Below are 20,345 nucleotides of genomic sequence, written 5' to 3' on the forward strand. Positions count from 1 at the left end.
ACCAGTGAGTTGGATTGTTGGATAATTGGATTAATGGATGATTGGATATTTGGATTCTGGCTCCTAACTCCTGAAAAAAAGATTTCTCGACCACGATCATCCCATCCATCACCCATCACCCTTCACCCTTCACCCTTCACCCTTCACCCTTCACCCTTCACCCTTCACCAATAAAAATTAAACCTTTTCCCCGTACCTTAGTCAAAGCATCAAACAACAGAAACATTGATCGCCGAGGAAACCTTAGTCCAAGAACTGCAAAGGGGAGAAAGTCGCCCAAAGGCCTTTGAGGTGTTGGTGAACACTTACAAGGAACGCTTGTATTGGCATATCCGAAGGATTGTCCTCGACCACGACGATACGGATGATGTGCTTCAGAATACCTTTATCAAAGTCTATAGGAATATTGAGAAGTTTAAAGGGGAGAGCAAACTTTATTCTTGGATGTACCGTATTGCCACCAACGAATCCTTGACATTTTTAAAGCAAAAATCACGGAAAATGGGCATTAGCGACCAAGAATTGAAGGATAAAATGGTAGAAAACCTTCAGGCCGATGTGTATTTTGAAGGAGATGAAATCCAACTCAAACTGCAAAAAGCCTTGGCAACCTTGCCGGACAAACAGAAACTGGTTTTTACCATGAAGTATTTTCAGGAAATGAAATACAACGATATTTCCGAGGCACTGGACACTTCCGTAGGTGCATTGAAGACATCCTACCATTTGGCGGCTAAAAAAATAGAAGCGTATCTTAAAGAAAATTAAACCTTTGACGAGTTGAGCAGTCAAAACAACACAATGAAAAAGGACAAAAAAAATAGTTTCAATACACCGGAAGGCTACTTCGAGAGCTTTAACGATCGGCTTATGGACCGAATCCGAAAAGAAGAGACGAACGAAGCTGGCTCCATAATCCCCAAAACCGATGGCTTTGCGGTTCCCAATGGCTATTTTGATGAAGTAACACCAACTGTTCTATCCAAAATCAACACAAAAGAACCCAAGGTCATTCCATTGAAGATCAATAGACGTTTGTACTACGGTATAGCTGCCACAGCCGCAATTTTCATAGTGATGTTCAGTCTTACCTGGGAATCAAATCCAGAACCCCTGACTTTTGATGATTTGGCAAACGCGGAAATAGAGGCTTATTTTGAGCATACCGATTTGGAAATGACTTCTTATGAGATTGCAGAGGTGGTTTCTTTGGAGGAAATACAGTTGAACGATATACTCGGTGATGATTTGGAAGACGACATCATTATGGAGTATTTGGATGAGAATGTCGATGACATTGAAGAATTAAATTTAGAAGACATTGATTATGATTAAGAGAGCACTTATACTTTGCACCTTGTTGTTCGGTACCTTTTTGATGCATGGCCAAGGGCCTGGGCGTAATCGTATTAAAACACTTAAAGTGGCTTTTATTACAGAACAAGTAGGATTGACCAGCGAAGAGGCCCAACAATTTTGGCCCATATACAACGCACACGAGGAAACCATGGAGAACATCCGTAGAAAGGAACGCGCGGAACTGCACGCCAACATCGTTCGTGCACAAGAGCTTTCTATAAACGAGTCCGAAATGTTATTGGACCACCTTCTTGCCCTCCAATCTGACAAGCAAGAAGCAGATCGGGAATTTTTGACTAGATTACGAACGGTAATTCCTGCCAAAAAAGTATTGTTGTTGGTGAAGGCCGAAGAGGATTTTAAGAGACAGATGATCCAACAGTTCCGTAAACGGCGTGGAGGAAGATAACCCGTATGGAATCAACAAAAAATGATAAGAAGCCTCCGGGCTTCTTTTTTTGATTAAACCTTTCCAAAAAACCACAGTCTTACCATCAGAAACCCATAAAAATCCAATGTTATGAAACGAATGAAAGTGTTTTTGGTCATCGCTGCATTTTTGGGAACCATAATTGGCGCATCAGCACAAACAAGAATGGTGGTAAAGGTTTATCCAAAACATGGAACGGTGGTAAGAACAGTATCCAAACCAAGAGTGATAGTTCACAAGAGAACAAACTATTACTTCGCTGATGGCATATGGTATAAAGCCCATGGGGAAAAATATGTGGTCACGGCTGCACCAAGGGAAATTAAAATAAGAACCTTGCCCAGAGGCAGTAAAGTGTTTTATAGGAATGGGAGGAGGCTATACCAATACCGTGGCATATGGTACAAAAGAAGAGGAAGGCACTATGTGGTCGTGAACGTTTAGTTTTTGATTGATTAGTTTTTAGTTAGTTCAAAAAGCGGTGGGTAGATCACCGCTTTTTTTATTTAAAATCCAACTTTGCGATGCTCTTGCTTCCCGCAGCAAAAGCCGTGGAATCATTCAGGAAGCGAAGCGTGAAAAAAGGTTCTTCGCTCATCTGTTTCCAATTTGCACCCCCATCTGAAGAATAGGAAATTCCTGTAAATCCAATAGCTACCAATGCTTCTCCGTCGGAATTGGGAACAAACTGCACGCAACTTTTATAACCGGGTTCCCGGCCATCGGCTAACAACTCCCAAGTTTTGCCACCATCAACTGTTTTTATCTTATTGGCTTTGTTGGCCTCAGGGTCGGTGTAGTCCCCTCCTATCGCAAACCCAAGATTTTCATCAAAAAAATCCATGGAGTAAATTCCCTGCGTAGGTTTGTCCGAAATTATTGGGGTTTCCTGTATTTCCCATGTCAACCCTTTATCACTGGAAAAATAAATCCTTCCCTCTGTGGTACCGATCCAAACTTTGTTCCCCTGTACGGCAATATTACTATTGCTGGCCGCAAAAGCACCTTCACCTTCAATACCTTCCGGCAAATCCGAACAAGAAAGTTTGGTCCAGGAATTCCCACCATCCCTAGTAATAATAATCGAGAGACATCCATCTACAGTATCGCCAACAGCAATACCCTCGGTATTGTTCCAAAAAGCAAGACTATCATAAAAAACACCCTCACCCGCTTCGGTATATACCAATTCCATTTTTCCTTGGTCACCGGTTTTATACAATAATGCAGGACTTTCCACCGAAAGCATAAAAAAATCCTCAGCAGTTCCTCCGACCGCCCTAAAACTTGGGGTGATGGAATCATAATACTGTGTACTGGTCCTGACCTTTCCGGAATTTACATCTACTGTTCCATAAATTCCATTGCTACCTGCAAAGGCCAATGTTCTACCATCTAAAAATGTGATTGCCCGTATACTTACAGTGTCCTCAAAAACCGGGGTTATTTCCACAGATTGAAAGGGTTGTTTTTTAGGTTCTTCGGCACAAGAAAACAAAACAAGAACAACTAAAAGGGAAAGGATGGACCTCATGATATTTATTTTCTTCAAAAGTAAGGAGAAATCATACCTTTGCAACCTTATTTAATATGATGCGTTTACACAGAAACTTGGTATTTGCCGTAATTGATGCCCTTCACATGATTTTTAACGAGGGGGAATATGCCGATAAGGTGATTGAAAAAGTATTGCGCTACGATAAACGCTGGGGTTCTCGCGATCGTGGATTCATAGCTGAGACCACCTATGATATTGTTAGATGGAAACGCCTGTATTCCGAAATAGCCGAAGTGCACGAACCTTATAGCAAACCTCATTTGTTTCGATTGTTCGGTGTTTGGTGCGTATTGCGAGGTATCCGAATTCCAGATTGGAAACAGTTGGAAGGCACCCCCGAACGTCGTATTAAAGGTAGGTTCGATGAATTATCCAAAATCCGAAAGTTCAGGGAGTCGATTCCCGATTGGATGGATGAACTCGGGGAAAAATCGTTGGGCACCGAACTTTGGACCAAAGAAATTGCCGCCCAAAATCAACAAGCAGACGTAATTCTACGAACCAATACGCTCAAGGTACCTAAGCCACAGTTGAAATCATTTTTGGCCAAAGAAGATATCGCGACCGAGTTTATAGAGGGTTATCCCGATGCTTTGAAGCTTGTTGAGCGGAAAAATGTTTTTGTGACCCAGGCCTTTAAAGATGGATTGTTCGAAGTCCAGGATGCCTCTTCCCAGTTGGTCGCTCCATTTTTGGAGGTAGAACCGGGACAACGTGTGATAGATGCCTGTGCGGGTGCAGGTGGAAAAACCCTTCACCTAGCTTCTCAAATGCAGAACAAAGGACAGTTAATTGCTTTGGATATTTATGAAAGTAAATTGAAAAAACTAAAGAAACGAGCCAGAAGAAATGGTGTACACAATGTAGAGACGAGAGTGATCGATTCCACCAAAGTAATCAAGAAACTTCACAATAGTGCCGACCGTGTATTACTCGATGCTCCCTGTTCAGGTTTGGGGGTGATCAAACGAAACCCTGACTCCAAATGGAAACTGGAACCCGAATTTGTAGACCGGATAATGGTAGTTCAACAAGATATTCTTCAGAACTACAGTAAAATGGTGAAAAAAGGAGGGCAAATGGTCTATGCCACCTGCTCCATTCTGCCACAAGAAAATTCGGAACAGGTCAAAAAGTTCTTGGAATCCGAAAGTGGAAAGGATTTTGAGTTCGTTAGAGAGCGAAACGTATTTGCTTCGGAAACGGGTTTTGATGGGTTTTATATGGCCTTATTGAAGAAAAAACCCTGAAAATCTTTCGACCTTCAGGGCTTCAACTTATCTTGGAGTAAGTTCCTATTCCTCTATCGTAGGATATTCCACACCCAATTGTTCCAAATAGGTATCATACTTGGTTTCATCATAGTAGAATGCTTCCAAAGCTGGTCGGAACATATCCTGCTTATCCTTGTTCAAGAAGGTTGGTGGCATATCATCTGCAGAAATCATAGGTTCATATTTTGTTTCCTTGGTCTGCTCATTGTTGAAATAATCCCAAGCTTGGGTCAATAGTTCTGGTTTCAACAAGAAATCCATAATGGTCATAGCCTCGGCTTTTGCCCCTGCGGTTGCCCCTTTATGTGCGATCGGTGTAGCCATAGCGATAGCATTTGCCCAGTGGTGGCCAGGTAATCCAGGTATGTTCGATGGAAAACGCATGGTAACCGTAGGCACTTTCCAAGAAATATCTCCGATATCATCAGAACCTCCGCTAACAGGTTCCAAAACTGGTAGGCCTATTTCGGACAATTCGGTAGGCAGCCCTTCTATTTTTCTGGATTCAACCTGAGTTTGAACCGCTTTAGCTAGTTGTTGGTCCGCCTCTGTCCATTCCGGGAGTCCTACTTGCTTAATGTTTTCGTACATGGTCTCGGCAATCACTTTGTTGTAGTGTCTTGGCCATGCTGTACCCAACACACGGGATGTCATTGTAGTTCCGGTCATCATGGCCGCACCCTTGGCAATATCGTTGGCCTCGGCATACATTTCCATAATTCCCTCATAAGTCACATCCCTAAAGTAGAACCAAATTCCAGCTTTGGAGGGCACCACATTGGGTTGGTCTCCTGCATCGGTAAAAATGGAATGGGAACGTTTTAATGGGTGCAAATGCTCCCTTTTGTAATTCCATCCCACATTCATAAGTTCCGCGGCATCCAAGGCACTGCGTCCCCTCCAAGGAGCTCCGGCAGAATGTGCGGCTTCACCTTCAAACATATATTCCACGGAAATCAGTCCAGTTCCCCGGGTAGGTCCCCAAGAAACACTCAAGTTACTGCTCACATGGGTAAAAATGCACATATCAATATCATCAAAAAGGCCATCGCGCACATACCATGCTTTGGCAGCCACCAATTCCTCGGCAATTCCAGGCCAAAGAATCAAGGTGCCCCCAATGCCCTCTTTTTCCATCACCTCTTTAACGGCCAATGCGGATGTGATGTTCAATGGAATCCCGGAGTTATGGCCTTCTCCGTGACCAGGAGCACCCTCCACAATGGGTTTGTGGTAAGCCACACCGGGGTATTGGGATGCTTTTGGGATACAATCCACATCACTGCCCAATGCGATAACAGGCCCTTCCCCATTGCTCCAAGTAGCGAACCACGCTGTAGGGATATTGGAAATGGAACGCTCAATGGTAAAGCCATTATCTTCCAAGATGCCCGTAAGGTATTTGGAACTTTCCTCTTCTTGAAAGCCCAGTTCGGCAAAACTGAAAATTTTGTCCACCATGACCTGTGTCTGCTTTTTATTGGCTTCCACGATGGCCTCTACCTCGGCTTTAAGTTTTTTGACTTGATTTTTGGAGTACTTTTTCTGTGCTGTTGAAGTGGCTACTCCGACGAACAGCATAATCCCTGATAACAGGATTTTAGTTGTTTTCATAAGGTTGGTTTTGAGTTAGCTATTATGCTCCTAAGATAGGAAAAACAACTTCAATTCGTGCCAAACTTTGGAATGTTGGATTGTTTGACCATATAGGTTAGTAAAGATTCGTCTTTTTGCTTAGAATGACATCATCCTGCACCCCCAAGCTGTCATTTCGAACGGTTACTGGGTATAGTCGAAGTGCGATGCGGAATTCAATCATTAAAAAATACTCCTGATTATGTTTTTTAGAAAGTGCTTCAGAAAATTACGCCACTCCTGTTCATCATTCAGTAGAATTACAATAACGATATAGACCAAGACAACCAAGATAGCTTTCACCCATTTGTCCTGATGGTTTGATTTTTTAATGGGTTTCATATGGATTCAAACCTAAGAAAGAAGAAATTTATATAGGATGCGGAATTGACCTATCCCTCTTTTGGATGGATGAATGCGCTATCAACAGCACTTCGTTAACAAAACACCTTTTCTGTAGGATGGATTACGTTACAAAATCGTAAATTTGCACTTTCTTAAACCGTTCAACGCAAAGATTGTATGATCCATTTTTTTGGGGACAAGGCTACCAAGGTTTTTGCCGTCCAAACCGCTCAGGAAATCGCTCAGGAAGACACTAACAAACTGGTATGGTTGTTTGGCAACCAGCCTAAGATTGAAGCGGCGTCACTCGACGCCTTTTTTGTTGGGCCCCGTGCCGCCATGGTGACTCCTTGGAGTACCAACGCCACCGAAATCACCCAAAATATGGGCATTACAGGAATTATCCGAATCGAGGAATTCCATGCCGTTGAAGAGGGTTTTAATGATTTTGATCCAATGCTTTCCCAAAAATACAGGTCTTTGGGACAGGATTTGTTCACCATAGATATTGTTCCAGAGGCCATCCAAGAGATTGATGACATTGCTGCTTATAACGAAAAGGAAGGATTGGCGTTGAGCGTTGAAGAAGTGGAATACTTAGAAGGATTGGCCAAAAAATTGGACCGTAAGTTGACGGATTCCGAAGTGTTTGGTTTCAGTCAAGTGAATTCCGAGCATTGCAGACATAAAATTTTCAATGGAACTTTTGTGATCGATGGAGAAGAAAAACCCTCTTCCCTATTCAAACTGATCAAAAAGACATCCGAAGCCAACCCCAACGATATTGTTTCGGCATATAAGGACAATGTTGCTTTTATTAAAGGGCCTAAAGCGGTCCAGTTTGCACCCAAAAGTGCGGACAGGCCGGACTTTTATGAAGAAAAAGAGTTTGATTCGGTGCTTTCGTTAAAAGCGGAAACCCATAACTTCCCAACCACTGTGGAGCCATTCAACGGCGCTGCGACAGGGTCAGGGGGCGAAATCAGGGACCGTTTGGCCGGAGGAAAAGGATCCTTGCCGTTGGCGGGAACAGCCGTTTACATGACTTCCTACTCTCGCTTGGAGGAAAACCGTCCGTGGGAAAAAGGAATGAAAGAAAGGGATTGGTTGTACCAGACTCCGATGGATATTTTGATCAAAGCATCAAACGGTGCATCCGATTTTGGAAATAAATTCGGTCAACCCTTGATCGCTGGCTCAGTTCTAACCTTTGAGCATGAGGAAGAAGCACGAAAATTGGGCTTTGACAAAGTAATTATGATGGCCGGAGGTATTGGTTACGGAAAAAAGGACCAAGCCCTAAAAGATACTCCACATAAAGGAGACAGAATAGTTGTTCTAGGTGGTGACAACTACCGTATTGGAATGGGCGGAGCTGCCGTATCCAGCGCAGATACTGGTGAATTTAGTTCTGCCATTGAGTTGAATGCGGTACAACGTTCCAACCCTGAAATGCAAAAACGAGCTTCAAATGCCGTTCGCGGATTGTTTGAAAGTCATGACAACCCTATCGTTTCCATTCACGATCATGGAGCCGGCGGACACCTTAACTGTTTATCTGAATTGGTGGAGGAAACAGGGGGTACGATAGATACGGACAAGTTGCCCGTTGGAGACCCTACGCTTTCCAAAAAGGAGTTGATCGGAAACGAGTCCCAGGAACGAATGGGATTGGTGATAGGCGAAAAAGATTTGGACCTTTTGGATCGAGTTGCGGCCCGTGAACGATCCCCAATGTACAATGTGGGCGAAGTTACTGGCGACCACACCTTCAAATTTACTTCTGGCAAAACGGGTGAAACCCCAATGAACCTGGAACTTTCCGATATGTTCGGAAGCTCTCCCAAAACGATTATGGAGGATAAGACCGCCCAACAAAAATATCCAGCACTTGCTTATTCCCTGGAACATTTCCACGACTATTTGGAGCAAGTACTGCAATTGGAAGCGGTTGCCTGTAAAGATTGGTTGACCAATAAAGTGGACCGATGTGTTGGCGGACGCGTTGCAAAGCAACAATGTGCAGGACCCTTACAGTTGCCCTTGAACAATTGTGGTGTAATGGCTCTCGATTTTAAAGGAAAGGAAGGTATTGCCACCAGTATTGGCCACTCCCCAATCTCCGCTTTGATAGACCCTGTTGCGGGAAGCAGAAACAGTGTAGCGGAATCGCTGACCAATATAGTTTGGGCACCGTTAAAAAATGGTCTACAATCCGTATCCCTATCAGCTAACTGGATGTGGCCTTGCAGAAATGAAGGGGAAGATGCCCGTTTGTATTCGGCCGTGGAGTCCTTGTCGGAATTTGCAATAGATTTGGGCATCAATGTGCCCACTGGAAAGGATTCGCTTTCCATGAAACAGAAATATAAGGATGGTGAAGTACTGTCTCCAGGGACGGTTATTATCTCCGCCGCAGCCAATTGCAATAACATCAACCAAGTGGTGGAGCCTGTTTTACAGAAAGATGGCGGTGATATTTACTACATCAACCTATCCAAAGATAGCCATAAACTGGGTGGTTCTTCCTTTGCTCAGATTTTGAACGGTATTGGAGACGAAGCTCCTTCCGTTTTGGATGCGGGATACTTTAAAACCGCTTTCAACGCCTTGCAAGAACTCATCAAAGATGGTCAGCTATTGGCAGGTCACGATGTGGCATCAGGTGGTTTGATTACCACCTTGTTGGAACTTTGCTTTGCAGACAACGATTTGGGCGCCAACTTGGATTTATCCAGTTTGAACGAGCAGGACATCATCAAACTATTGTTCTCTGAAAATATTGGTGTGGTGTTCCAGGCTAAAGATGCTTCGGTAGAAAATAAATTGAAAGCTGCAGGGGTTGAATTCTCCAAAATAGGTGCCCCAACATCAGAAAGCACCTTGAAAATCAAAAACAACGGTGTTGAAATAGGATTGAACATTACCTCCTTGCGTGATACTTGGTTCAAAACTTCGTATTTGTTGGACAACAAGCAAACCGCCAATGGTTTGGCCAAGGACCGCTATGACAACTACAAGGAGCAGCCCTTGCAATATAGTTTCCCAACCGAATTTAATGGTACTATACCGGAAGTTCCGACCTCAAAAAGACCCAAAGCAGCCATTCTTCGCGAAAAAGGAAGTAATTCCGAGCGTGAAATGGCCAATGCGATGTACTTGGCCGGTTTTGATGTGAAAGATGTACACATGACCGACCTTATTACAGGTAGGGAGACCTTGGAAGATATCCAGTTCATCGGTGCGGTAGGTGGCTTCTCCAACTCCGATGTATTGGGGAGCGCCAAAGGCTGGGCAGGTGCTTTTAAGTACAACGAAAAGGCCAATAAGGCTTTAAAGGACTTCTTTGCAAGGCCAGATACCTTATCCGTAGGGATTTGCAACGGATGCCAATTGTTCATGGAGTTGGACCTTATCAATCCAGAACACGGAACCCATGGTAGAATGACCTATAACGATTCCCATAAGCACGAGAGCAACTTTACTTCAGTAAAGATCCAAGAAAACAATTCAGTGATGCTTTCCAGCATGGCCGGAACCACTTTGGGTGTATGGATCAGTCATGGTGAGGGTAAATTCAGTCTACCACATACGGAAGATCAATACCATATTGTGGCAAAATATGGATACGAAGGCTACCCGGCAAATCCAAACGGAAGTGATTACAACACTGCCATGCTTTGCGATAAAACAGGTAGACACTTGGTGACCATGCCACACATAGAGCGATCCACCTTCCCATGGAACTGGGCCCACTACCCAAAGGGTAGAACCGATGTGGTTACCCCTTGGCTGCAGGCATTTGTGAATGCCAGGGAATGGTTGGAGAACTTGGAAGATTAGTATTAAATAGTACTTTCGTAAGCTAAAAATTGGGGATTTTGCAAATTTTACCCTAGGTAATTGTTAAATCTGTTTCATTCTTAAAGGCTGATTTGCTATTTTGCAAACGCTTTACACATACTTACTATGCAAACCGTTACCCGATTATTTGATTTCCCATATTATCAGCTTGAAAAATACCCCTTAGAAAAATCATTGGTCACCAAAAGTGACGGCAAATGGATCGGTACATCCACAAAGGAGTACATTAACAAAGCGAATGCGGTGAGTAGGGCTTTGTTGCGTATGGGTGTTAAACCAAACGATAAGATTGCCATTATTTCCATGACCAATCGTACGGAATGGAACATAATGGATATTGGTGTCCTTCAGATCGGTGCTCAGACGGTTCCGATATACCCTACTATTTCGGAAGAGGATTATGAATATATCCTTAACCATTCCGAGGCCAAATATTGTTTTGTGTCCTGTGAAGAGGTTCTGGAAAAGGTACTTGCCGTAAGCTCAAAGATTAAAAATCTTGAGGAAGTATATTCCTTCAATGAACTTGAAAATTGTAAAAATTGGAAAGAATTGTTGGAATCGGGAGCTGACACATCAAATCAAGAAGAAGTTGAAAAATTAAAAGCTAAGGTCAAGGCTGAAGATTTGGCCACCTTGATTTATACCTCTGGCACAACAGGTAAACCAAAGGGAGTAATGCTTTCGCACGATAATATTGTATCCAATGTAATTTCCAGTGAAGAAAGGGTACCTTTTGAATCCGGCGGGGTCGCTTTAAGCTTTTTACCCGTTTGCCATATTTTCGAAAGAATGATTCTTTACCTCTATCAATATTGCGGGATCCAAATTTACTTTGCCGAAGGTCTGGACAAAATCAGTGATAACATCAAGGAGGTAAAGCCCAATGTAATGACCGTGGTGCCTCGTTTATTGGAAAAAGTATACGACGCCATCATTGCCAAAGGAGCTGCGCTCACGGGCATAAAAAAGAAACTGTTCTTCTGGGCCGTAGAAGTGGGACTTAAATTTGAACCTTATGGTGCAAATGGTTGGTGGTACGGAAAAAAATTAGGACTTGCCAGAAAATTGATTTTCAGTAAATGGAAGGAAGGTCTTGGTGGAAACTTATCTGTAATGGTTTCTGGTAGTGCTGCGCTCCAACCCAGATTAGCACGTATTTTCGGTGCTGCTGATATGCCTGTGATGGAGGGTTATGGACTAACGGAGACTTCACCCGTGATTGCAGTAAACGACCAACGAAATAGAGGTTGGAAAATTGGAACTGTAGGTAAAATTATAGATAGGGTCGAAGTAAAAATAGCAGAAGACGGAGAAATCCTATGCAAAGGACCCAATGTAATGATGGGCTATTACAAAGACCCCGAAAGAACTGCTCAAGTAATGACAGGCGACTATTTTCATACGGGTGACATAGGTGAGATCGATGCAGAAGGGTTTTTACGCATTACGGATCGTAAAAAAGAAATGTTCAAGACATCCGGTGGAAAATATGTTGCTCCCCAATTGTTGGAGAACCGCTTTAAGCAATCCCGGTTCATAGAACAAATCATGGTTGTGGGAGAAGGTGAAAAAATGCCCGCCGCTTTGATCCAACCCAACTTCGAATTTGTAAAGGAGTGGGGCAAACGCCATGATCTTAATTTAGGATCCAATACCGAAATAGTTAAAAATGAGAAAGTAATTGCGCGCGTGCAAGAGGAAGTGGATTGGGCCAATCAAGAATTTGCCAAATGGGAAAAAGTCAAGCAGTTTAGACTAACCCCCGATGTTTGGAGCGTGGAAGAAGGCCACCTCACCCCTACCATGAAGCTTAAACGAAAAATTGTCAAGGAAAAATACACATCCCTGTACAATGATATTTACGGACATTGATCCATCCATTTCATCAAAATATAAAGCCTGCACATTGCAGGCTTTTTTTTTGCTACTATTTAATCTAAATTTATTATGCATGCATAATAAATTTTTATATATTTGAGAAGATCAAACCAGTTCTATGAAAGATTTGACCATTGATTATGCCCTTAGGGCCACCTGGCAGGCTGTTAGCAAAATGTACAATGAGGAAGCGAAAAACTACGGGCTTACAATGGCCATTGGATTTACCTTATTAAGTATTGATCCAAAAGGAGGTACACCAAGTACCACCTTAGGACCAAAAATGGGAATGGAAGCAACTAGTTTGTCAAGAATCTTAAAAAATATTGAACAAAGAGGTTACATTCAGCGTAAACGTAATCCTAAGGATGGACGTGGAGTCCTGATTTATTTAACACCACTGGGTTTGGAAAAACGTGAGGAGTCCAAAGAAGTGGTGCTGCGTTTCAATGAAGTGGTAAAAGAAAATACCACACAAGAAGATTTGGTGGGTTTCTTTAGGATCATAGAAACCATCAACAAGCTGATTACAGATAAAAAAATCTATACAAAAACAACTAATAATTAATTTATAAATCGCACATGAAAAGGCATATAAACAAAGTTGCCGTAATCGGTTCCGGAATAATGGGAAGTGGCATTGCATGCCATTTTGCGAATATTGGGGTCGAAGTTCTTTTATTGGATATAGTTCCTCGTGAACTGACCGACAAGGAAAAAGCCCAAGGGCTTACCTTGGAAGACAAAGCGGTCCGCAATCGCTTGGTGAACGAATCGCTCGCATCTGCATTAAAGTCCAAACCCTCCCCTATTTATCACAAAAAATTCGCTGATCGAATCAGCACAGGAAACTTGGAAGATGACATTTCCAAAGTGGCCAAAGTAGATTGGATCATTGAAGTGGTAGTGGAACGATTGGACATCAAAAAGCAGGTATTTGAGAATTTGGACAAACACCGCTCACCTGGCACGTTGATTACTTCGAACACCTCAGGTATTCCTATCCGATTTATGAGCGAAGGGAGAAGCGATGATTTCCAAAAACACTTCTGTGGTACGCACTTTTTCAACCCTGCCCGATACTTAAAACTTTTCGAAATTATACCTGGTCCAAAAACCTCCAATGAGGTTTTAGAGTTCCTAAACGGATATGGTGAGCAATACTTGGGCAAAACCTCGGTGGTCGCCAAAGACACCCCTGCGTTTATAGGTAACCGCATCGGAATATTCAGTATTCAAAGTCTCTTCCACGCGGTAAAAGAAATGGGAATGACAGTCGAGGAAGTCGATAAATTGACAGGTCCCGTCATCGGAAGGCCTAAATCCGCCACTTTCCGTACCGTGGATGTGGTAGGACTGGATACCCTTGTACATGTGGCCAATGGAATCAGTGAAAACTGTAAGGACGATGAGCGCCATGAGCTCTTCCAATTGCCCGATTTCATCCAAACCATGATGGACAACAAATGGTTGGGTAGTAAAACTGGACAAGGATTTTACAAAAAAATTAAAGGCGACGATGGCAAAAGCGAAATCCTGACATTGGATTTGGATACCATGGACTACCGCTCCAAAAAGAGTGCTAAATTCGCCACTTTGGAGCTCACAAAGACCATCGATAAGGTAATTGACCGTTTCCCTGTACTCGTTGATGGTAAAGACAAGGCGGGAGAATTCTACAGAAAGAGCTTCGGAGCACTTTTCGCTTATGTTACCCACCGTATTCCTGAAATTACCGATGAATTATATAAAATAGATGATGCCATGAAGGCCGGCTTCGGTTGGGAGCATGGACCGTTCCAAATTTGGGATGCCGTAGGACTCGACAAAGGTCTTGAATTCATCAAGGCGGAAGCTTTGGAAGCTGCTCCGTGGGTCTCCGAAATGAAAGAAGCGGGGATTGATTCGTTCTACACGGTGAAAGAAGGGAATACCTACTTCTATGATATTCCTAAAAAGACCATGGAAAAAGTTCCAGGTCAGGATGCGTTTATCATTTTGGACAACATCAGAAAAACTAAAGAAGTCTTCAAAAACAGCGGTGTTGTGATCGAAGATTTGGGTGATGGGATCCTTAACTGTGAATTTCAATCCAAAATGAACACTATTGGCGGCGATGTACTAGCTGGTTTGAACAAAGCTGTAGATTTAGCTGAAAAGGATTTTGCAGGATTGGTCATTGGTAACCAAGCCGCAAATTTCTCTGTTGGTGCCAATATCGGAATGATTTTTATGATGGCCGTAGAACAAGAATACGATGAGCTGAACATGGCCATCAAAATGTTCCAAGACACCATGATGCGCATGCGATATTCATCCATCCCAACAGTTTCCGCACCACACGGTATGTGTTTGGGCGGTGGTTGTGAACTTTCGCTCCATGCCGATAAAGTTGTGGCCGCGGCCGAAACCTATATCGGTTTGGTGGAATTCGGCGTTGGTGTGATTCCTGGTGGAGGTGGTTCCAAAGAAATGGCACTTCGCGCTTCGGACACGTTTAGAAAAAACGATGTAGAACTCAATGTGCTTCAAGAGTATTTCCTTACTATCGGAATGGCCAAAGTTTCAACTTCGGCCTATGAGGCCTATGACTTGGGCATCCTTCAAAAAGGAAAAGATGTAGTCGTGGTCAATAAAGACCGTCAGATCGCAACGGCAAAGGCCTATGCCAAACTTATGGCAGATGCAGGTTACACCAAGCCGGTAAAGCGAAAAGATGTCAAAGTACTTGGAAAACAGGCCTTGGGTATGTTCTTGGTGGGAACGGACTCCATGGAAGCTGGACATTACATTTCGGAGCACGACAAAAAGATTGCCGATAAACTGGCCTATGTAATGGCAGGTGGTGATCTTTCTGAAGCGACAATGGTAACCGAACAATATCTATTGGATCTGGAAAGAGAAGCATTTCTATCGCTATGTACCGAAAGAAAGACTTTGGAACGTATCCAGCACATGTTGAAAACAGGAAAACCACTTAGAAATTAGATGATTTGGAACGTTAGATTTGTCGATTGATCGATAAAGCAAACTGACCCTCCAAAAATCCGATAAACACAGAATCCAAAGAAAAATGAAAACAGCATATATAGTAAAAGGATATAGAACGGCCGTGGGCAAAGCACCAAAAGGTCTGTTCAGGTTTAAGCGACCAGACGAACTGGCGGCCGAAACCATCGAATACATGATGAACGAGCTCCCTCAACTGGACAAAAAACGTATTGATGACGTTATCGTCGGAAATGCCATGCCAGAAGCCGAACAAGGTCTGAACATGGGAAGGCTCATCTCCTTAATGGGACTTGAGATAGAAGACGTACCTGGCGTTACCGTTAATCGTTATTGTGCCTCAGGATTGGAAACCATAGGAATAGCTACGGCAAAAATACAATCTGGAATGGCTGATTGTATTATCGCCGGTGGTGCTGAAAGTATGAGTTACATACCCATGGGAGGTTATAAACCAACCCCGGATTACGCCACGGCCAAAGAAGGCCATGAAGATTACTATTGGGGCATGGGGCTTACAGCCGAAGCTGTAGCCAAACAATTCAAGGTGTCCCGCGAAGATCAGGACGAATTTGCATTTAATTCCCATATGAAAGCTTTGAAAGCCCAAGAAGAGGACCGTTTTCAAGATCAAATTGTTCCCATTGAGGTGGAGCACACCTTTGTGAACGAGGCAGGGAAAAAAGAAACCAAAACATACACCGTCAACAAAGATGAAGGTCCAAGAAAAGGAACCAATATCCCAACCTTGAACAAGTTGCGACCGGTTTTTGCCGAAGGAGGCAGTGTAACTGCCGGGAATTCCTCACAAATGAGTGATGGTGCTGCTTTTGTAATGGTAATGAGCGAGGAAATGGTGAAAGAATTGAACCTGGAACCAGTTGCCCGTTTGGTGAACTATGCTGCAGCTGGCGTGGAACCAAGGATAATGGGCATTGGGCCTGTAAAAGCCATCCCAAAAGCTTTAAAGCAAGCTGGGATGAAACAAGACCAAATAGATCTTATTGAACTGAATGAAGCTTTTGCCTCACAGTCCTTGGCTGTTATCCGTGAACTTGGCCTCAACCAAGACATCGTAAACGTGAACGGAGGAGCCATAGCACTTGGACACCCTCTCGGATGTACCGGAGCAAAACTGTCCGTTCAGCTTTTTGATGAAATGAGAAAGCGCGACATGAAAGGCAAATACGGCATGGTCACAATGTGCGTGGGTACTGGGCAAGGTGCCGCAGGTATATTCGAATTCCTAAACTAAAAATTACTAAACAAAAATTATCATGAGCGATACAAAAGAAAAAGACATATTGAGAGGAGGTCAATTTTTGGTCAAGGAGACCAAATGTGAGGACGTGTTCACCCTAGAGGACCTCAACGAGGAACAAAAAATGATGCGCGATAGCACCAAGGAATTTGTAGACCGAGAGCTTTGGGCACATTGGGAGCGTTTCGAGAAAAAAGATTACGCATACACAGAGGAATGCATGAAAAAGGCAGGGGAACTTGGCTTGCTCAGTGTGGCAGTTCCCGAAGCTTATGGTGGTATGGGCATGGGATTCGTTTCCACCATGTTGGTCTGTGATTATATTTCAGGAGCCACAGGGTCTTTCAGTACTGCCTTTGGAGCCCATACGGGTATTGGAACCATGCCAATTACCCTATATGGAACCGAAGAGCAAAAGCAGAAATACGTTCCCAAGTTGGCCACTGGAGAGTGGTTCGGAGCATATTGCTTAACAGAACCGGGAGCAGGTTCGGATGCCAATTCAGGTAAAACCAAGGCCGTTCTTTCCGATGATGGCAAATACTACAGCATCACAGGTCAGAAGATGTGGATCTCGAATGCGGGATTCTGCGATATGTTCATTGTTTTTGCTCGAATCGAAGATGACAAGAACATCACCGGGTTTATCGTTGAAAACGATACTGAAAACGGTATCTCCTTTGGTGAAGAAGAAAAGAAATTGGGTATCCACTCCTCATCTACGCGCCAGGTATTTTTCAACGACACCAAAGTACCTGTTGAAAACATGCTTTCTGAGCGAGGAAACGGATTCAAAATAGCCATGAACGCCCTAAACATTGGTAGAATTAAATTGGCTGCTGCTTGTTTGGAGGCCCAACGACGCATCGTGAACGAAGCTACCAAATATGCCAATGAGCGTATTCAGTTTAAAACACCTATTATAAACTTTGGTGCCATCAAAGCAAAAATTGCGGATATGGCTACCAACGCATATGTGGATGAGGCAGCTTGTTATCGTGCCGCCAAAAACATCGAGGACAGAATTGCCATTCGCGAAGCAAGTGGCAACTCACACCAAGAAGCAGAGCTTAAAGGTGTAGAGGAATATGCTATCGAATGTTCCATTCTGAAGGTGGCCGTTTCTGAGCACGTTCAGCATACCACGGATGAAGGTATCCAAGTGTTCGGAGGGATGGGCTTTAGCGCCGATACCCCAATGGAATCTGCCTGGAGAGACGCTCGTATTTCCAGGATCTATGAAGGTACCAACGAAATCAACCGTATGCTTTCAGTTGGAATGCTGGTAAAGAAAGCCATGAAAGGCCACGTAGACCTTTTAGGCCCTGCAACTGCTGTGGGCGAAGAACTAATGGGCATTCCTTCTTTTGATACACCGGATTTTTCCGAACTCCTTTCCGAAGAAAAGGACCTGATAGCCAGATTGAAAAAAGTATTCTTGATGGTCGCTGGTAGCGCTGTTCAAAAATTTGGACCCGATTTGGAAAAGCATCAAATGCTTTTGATGGCCGCTTCTGATATTTTGATCCAAATTTATATGGCGGAATCTGCTATCCTAAGAACCGAGAAAAATGCGAAACGCTTTGGTGAAGAAGCTCAGGCCACGCAAATCGCCATGTCCAAACTGTATTTGTACAGGGCAGTCGACATCATCCAACAAAAAGCCAAGGAAGGAATTGTTTCCTTTGCCGAAGGCGATGAACAACGAATGATGTTGATGGGACTGAAACGCTTTACCAAGTATACAAATCAACCCAATGTTGTGAAGCTTAGAACGCAGATAGCCGACAAAGTTGCCGCAGATAACGGGTATACCTTTGACTAATTCAAATAAATGTTGGGATAAAAACCCACTAGGATTTGAAAACGCCCCTGATCGGGGCGTTTTTTGTTAACCTATGGATTCCAATATTTTTTCGTCCCCTTGCTTTTTGGAGAAATTAATAGCACATTCTATTAGTGCCAAATGTGAATAGGCCTGCGGAAAATTCCCCAACAACCTTTTGGTCTTAAAATCGATGTCCTCACTGAATAGTCCCAAATGGTTACTATAGCTCAACAAGCGTTCAAAACGCTCCAGGGCCTTTTCTTCCTCACCAATTTTGAACAATGCGTTGATAAACCAAAATGTACAAATCGTAAAAGAAGAAGATGGCAGTCCAAAGTCATCTTCATTTTTATATCGATATAAAAGACCATCATTGCTTAGACCTTCCTCTATGGCTTTTACTGTGCTCACATATTTCGGGTCCCTGGCATGGATAAAACCGTATGGCTCCATCAAAAGTACCGAAGCATCCAAATGTCGGGAACCGTAGCTTTGAACAAATGCATTGATATCATTGTTCCATGCGTTTTGATGGATATCCTCTTTTATTTCCTGTTCAAGGGCCGTCCAACGTTCCAGTTTTCTTGTTTTGCCAAACATTTTGGCCACCTTTATGGCACGGTCCAAGGCTACCCAACACAAAACCTTTGAAAATGTAAAGTGTTTGTCCTCACCGCGGAACTCCCAAATACCTTTATCCGGCTCCTTCCAGTGTTTACCTACGATCCATACAATACCTTTGGTTATGCTCCATAGCTCTTCAACATTTTCAATATCGTTGCTAAAGTTTCGCAACTGCTCATAGATCACATCCATGAGGATACCATAAATATCATTTTGACGCTGTTTATAAGCTGCATTACCAATACGCACCGGCTTGGAGCCTTTGTATCCATCAAAATGATTCAAGGTTTTCTCCGTAAGGGTCTTTTCCTTGTTGATACCATACATGATCTGGAGTTTTTCATCCTTATCGGGCATCAGATCAATAATAAACTGAAGATAACGTTTGGCCGAATTCTTATGTCCTAGCTCGGAAACCACCTTGATGACCATGGAAGCATCACGAATCCAACAAAAACGGTAATCCCAGTTTCTGACTTCGCCAATGGTTTCTGGAAGCGATGTAGTGGCTGCAGCCAAAACAGCCCCTGTTTTGTCGTAAGTCAACATTTTAAGCGTTATGGCGCTTCTTATTATATCGTCTTTAAACTTCTGATAGTTGGGTGTTTTCGCAGCCCAATCCAACCAATACACCTTGGTCCGTTCCAATTCCAATCCCATGGTATCGGTAGATGGCATAAGTATTTTTTCATTGTAACAAATCAAAAAATAGCCATCTTCCTTTAAAATAATCTCATCGCCCTCCAAAACACCTTTCTTATCAAAAGAAGTGTACATAAAAAGTGTGTCGTATTTTAATTTATGGGTAAGGCTGGCAATAAAATCCTCCTTTACAAAATGCTTGGTCGCCCCTAACCCATATTCCAATTTGGGGTCATATTTGACCGTAAACTTCGGCGCTCCAGAAATATATTTCACGTAACGGATAATTTCGGGCTGTGCCTTATACTTACCGTTCATTTTATGGTGCCTGGGCATAAAATCGTGCAGCTCAAAAATGTTTTCGCCTTCGGTAAAGCGTGTAATCAAAATAGCGGTATTGCGATAATATTCCTGTTCAATGCTGTAATCCCCTTTTGGATGTATCTCAAAACTGCCTCCTTTATGCTCATCGAGCAATTTTGCAAATATCGAAGTAGAGTCAAATTGAGGCAAACAGCACCAGTCTATGGAGCCTTCTTTGGAAATCAATGCCGCACTCCTGCAATTTCCTATAATTCCGTAATTCAAATTGTCCATAGGTCAAAAATTCTCAAAAGGGTTAGAATGAATTGGTT

Annotated in this window: 14 protein-coding genes; 11 read left to right on the top strand and 3 right to left on the bottom strand. The window is 43.1% G+C overall.

The features are described from left to right. Positions 1-225: 225 nt before the first annotated feature. The 4 genes from J0654_RS06870 (at position 226) to J0654_RS06885 (ending at position 2,233) form a co-directional block, all read left to right on the top strand. Positions 226-768, top strand: a complete 543-nt coding sequence (locus tag J0654_RS06870) for an RNA polymerase sigma factor (protein WP_207027063.1) — start codon at positions 226-228, stop codon at positions 766-768. A 33-nt stretch (positions 769-801) separates the two neighbouring features. After that, the gene (locus J0654_RS06875; RefSeq protein ID WP_207027064.1) at positions 802-1,335 is read left to right on the top strand and encodes a hypothetical protein; all 534 of its coding nucleotides are present in this window, start codon (positions 802-804) and stop codon (positions 1,333-1,335) included. Next, entirely contained in the window at positions 1,328-1,768 is a 441-nt protein-coding gene (locus J0654_RS06880) for a hypothetical protein (protein WP_207027066.1), read from the top strand. Before J0654_RS06875 ends, J0654_RS06880 begins: the two co-directional genes overlap by 8 nt. Positions 1,769-1,879: 111 nt before the next feature. Continuing rightward, positions 1,880-2,233: a DUF6515 family protein gene (locus J0654_RS06885; protein WP_207027068.1), complete on the top strand. Its 354-nt coding sequence runs from the start codon at positions 1,880-1,882 to the stop codon at positions 2,231-2,233. Positions 2,234-2,291: 58 nt separating this feature from the next. On the opposite strand, the gene J0654_RS06890 is transcribed toward J0654_RS06885, so the two are convergent. Further along, on the bottom strand, positions 2,292-3,323 hold the full coding sequence (locus J0654_RS06890) for a WD40/YVTN/BNR-like repeat-containing protein (protein ID WP_207027071.1): 1,032 nt from the start codon (positions 3,321-3,323) through the stop codon (positions 2,292-2,294). 59 nt (positions 3,324-3,382) lie between these two features. On the opposite strand from J0654_RS06890, the gene J0654_RS06895 reads away from it, so the two are divergent. Beyond that, positions 3,383-4,597 (top strand): RsmB/NOP family class I SAM-dependent RNA methyltransferase, encoded by a 1,215-nt coding sequence (locus J0654_RS06895; RefSeq protein WP_207028004.1) that lies wholly within the window; start codon positions 3,383-3,385, stop codon positions 4,595-4,597. 45 nt (positions 4,598-4,642) lie between these two features. On the opposite strand, the gene J0654_RS06900 is transcribed toward J0654_RS06895, so the two are convergent. Beyond that, positions 4,643-6,235, bottom strand: coding sequence for an amidohydrolase (locus J0654_RS06900; RefSeq protein ID WP_207027073.1), 1,593 nt, complete (start codon positions 6,233-6,235; stop codon positions 4,643-4,645). A gap of 543 nt (positions 6,236-6,778) precedes the next feature. Between J0654_RS06900 and purL the strand changes: the two genes are divergently transcribed. The 6 genes from purL (at position 6,779) to J0654_RS06930 (ending at position 18,441) form a co-directional block, all read left to right on the top strand. Next, on the top strand, positions 6,779-10,444 hold the full coding sequence (gene purL / locus J0654_RS06905; RefSeq protein WP_207027075.1) for a phosphoribosylformylglycinamidine synthase: 3,666 nt from the start codon (positions 6,779-6,781) through the stop codon (positions 10,442-10,444). Positions 10,445-10,570: 126 nt separating this feature from the next. Then, the gene (locus J0654_RS06910) at positions 10,571-12,340 is read left to right on the top strand and encodes an AMP-dependent synthetase/ligase (RefSeq protein ID WP_207027077.1); all 1,770 of its coding nucleotides are present in this window, start codon (positions 10,571-10,573) and stop codon (positions 12,338-12,340) included. A gap of 124 nt (positions 12,341-12,464) precedes the next feature. After that, positions 12,465-12,914: a MarR family winged helix-turn-helix transcriptional regulator gene (locus J0654_RS06915; protein WP_207027079.1), complete on the top strand. Its 450-nt coding sequence runs from the start codon at positions 12,465-12,467 to the stop codon at positions 12,912-12,914. A gap of 14 nt (positions 12,915-12,928) precedes the next feature. Beyond that, complete coding sequence (locus J0654_RS06920) at positions 12,929-15,334, top strand: 3-hydroxyacyl-CoA dehydrogenase/enoyl-CoA hydratase family protein (protein ID WP_207027081.1); 2,406 nt, start codon at positions 12,929-12,931, stop codon at positions 15,332-15,334. A gap of 85 nt (positions 15,335-15,419) precedes the next feature. Then, complete coding sequence (locus J0654_RS06925; RefSeq protein ID WP_207027083.1) at positions 15,420-16,610, top strand: acetyl-CoA C-acyltransferase; 1,191 nt, start codon at positions 15,420-15,422, stop codon at positions 16,608-16,610. 22 nt (positions 16,611-16,632) lie between these two features. Continuing rightward, on the top strand, positions 16,633-18,441 hold the full coding sequence (locus tag J0654_RS06930) for an acyl-CoA dehydrogenase family protein (protein WP_207027085.1): 1,809 nt from the start codon (positions 16,633-16,635) through the stop codon (positions 18,439-18,441). A gap of 66 nt (positions 18,442-18,507) precedes the next feature. Here the strand turns inward: J0654_RS06930 and J0654_RS06935 are convergent, their stop codons facing one another. Further along, positions 18,508-20,307: a glycoside hydrolase family 15 protein gene (locus J0654_RS06935; protein WP_207027087.1), complete on the bottom strand. Its 1,800-nt coding sequence runs from the start codon at positions 20,305-20,307 to the stop codon at positions 18,508-18,510. Positions 20,308-20,345 lie beyond the last annotated feature (38 nt).

Origin of the sequence: Flagellimonas profundi (genome assembly GCF_017313275.1) — a bacterium.
Taxonomy (GTDB): Bacteria; Bacteroidota; Bacteroidia; order Flavobacteriales; family Flavobacteriaceae; genus Flagellimonas; species Flagellimonas profundi.

Bases quoted from the DNA above. Each gene is read 5' to 3' on its own strand.
- J0654_RS06875 (WP_207027064.1), top strand. From the start codon at position 802: ATGAAAAAGGACAAAAAAAATAGTTTCAATACACCGGAAGGCTACTTC.
- J0654_RS06880 (WP_207027066.1), top strand. From the start codon at position 1,328: ATGATTAAGAGAGCACTTATACTTTGCACCTTGTTGTTCGGTACCTTT.
- J0654_RS06885 (WP_207027068.1), top strand. From the start codon at position 1,880: ATGAAACGAATGAAAGTGTTTTTGGTCATCGCTGCATTTTTGGGAACC.
- J0654_RS06890 (WP_207027071.1), bottom strand. From the start codon at position 3,323: ATGAGGTCCATCCTTTCCCTTTTAGTTGTTCTTGTTTTGTTTTCTTGT.
- J0654_RS06895 (WP_207028004.1), top strand. From the start codon at position 3,383: ATGCGTTTACACAGAAACTTGGTATTTGCCGTAATTGATGCCCTTCAC.
- J0654_RS06900 (WP_207027073.1), bottom strand. From the start codon at position 6,235: ATGAAAACAACTAAAATCCTGTTATCAGGGATTATGCTGTTCGTCGGA.
- purL (WP_207027075.1), top strand. From the start codon at position 6,779: ATGATCCATTTTTTTGGGGACAAGGCTACCAAGGTTTTTGCCGTCCAA.
- J0654_RS06910 (WP_207027077.1), top strand. From the start codon at position 10,571: ATGCAAACCGTTACCCGATTATTTGATTTCCCATATTATCAGCTTGAA.
- J0654_RS06915 (WP_207027079.1), top strand. From the start codon at position 12,465: ATGAAAGATTTGACCATTGATTATGCCCTTAGGGCCACCTGGCAGGCT.
- J0654_RS06920 (WP_207027081.1), top strand. From the start codon at position 12,929: ATGAAAAGGCATATAAACAAAGTTGCCGTAATCGGTTCCGGAATAATG.
- J0654_RS06925 (WP_207027083.1), top strand. From the start codon at position 15,420: ATGAAAACAGCATATATAGTAAAAGGATATAGAACGGCCGTGGGCAAA.
- J0654_RS06930 (WP_207027085.1), top strand. From the start codon at position 16,633: ATGAGCGATACAAAAGAAAAAGACATATTGAGAGGAGGTCAATTTTTG.
- J0654_RS06935 (WP_207027087.1), bottom strand. From the start codon at position 20,307: ATGGACAATTTGAATTACGGAATTATAGGAAATTGCAGGAGTGCGGCA.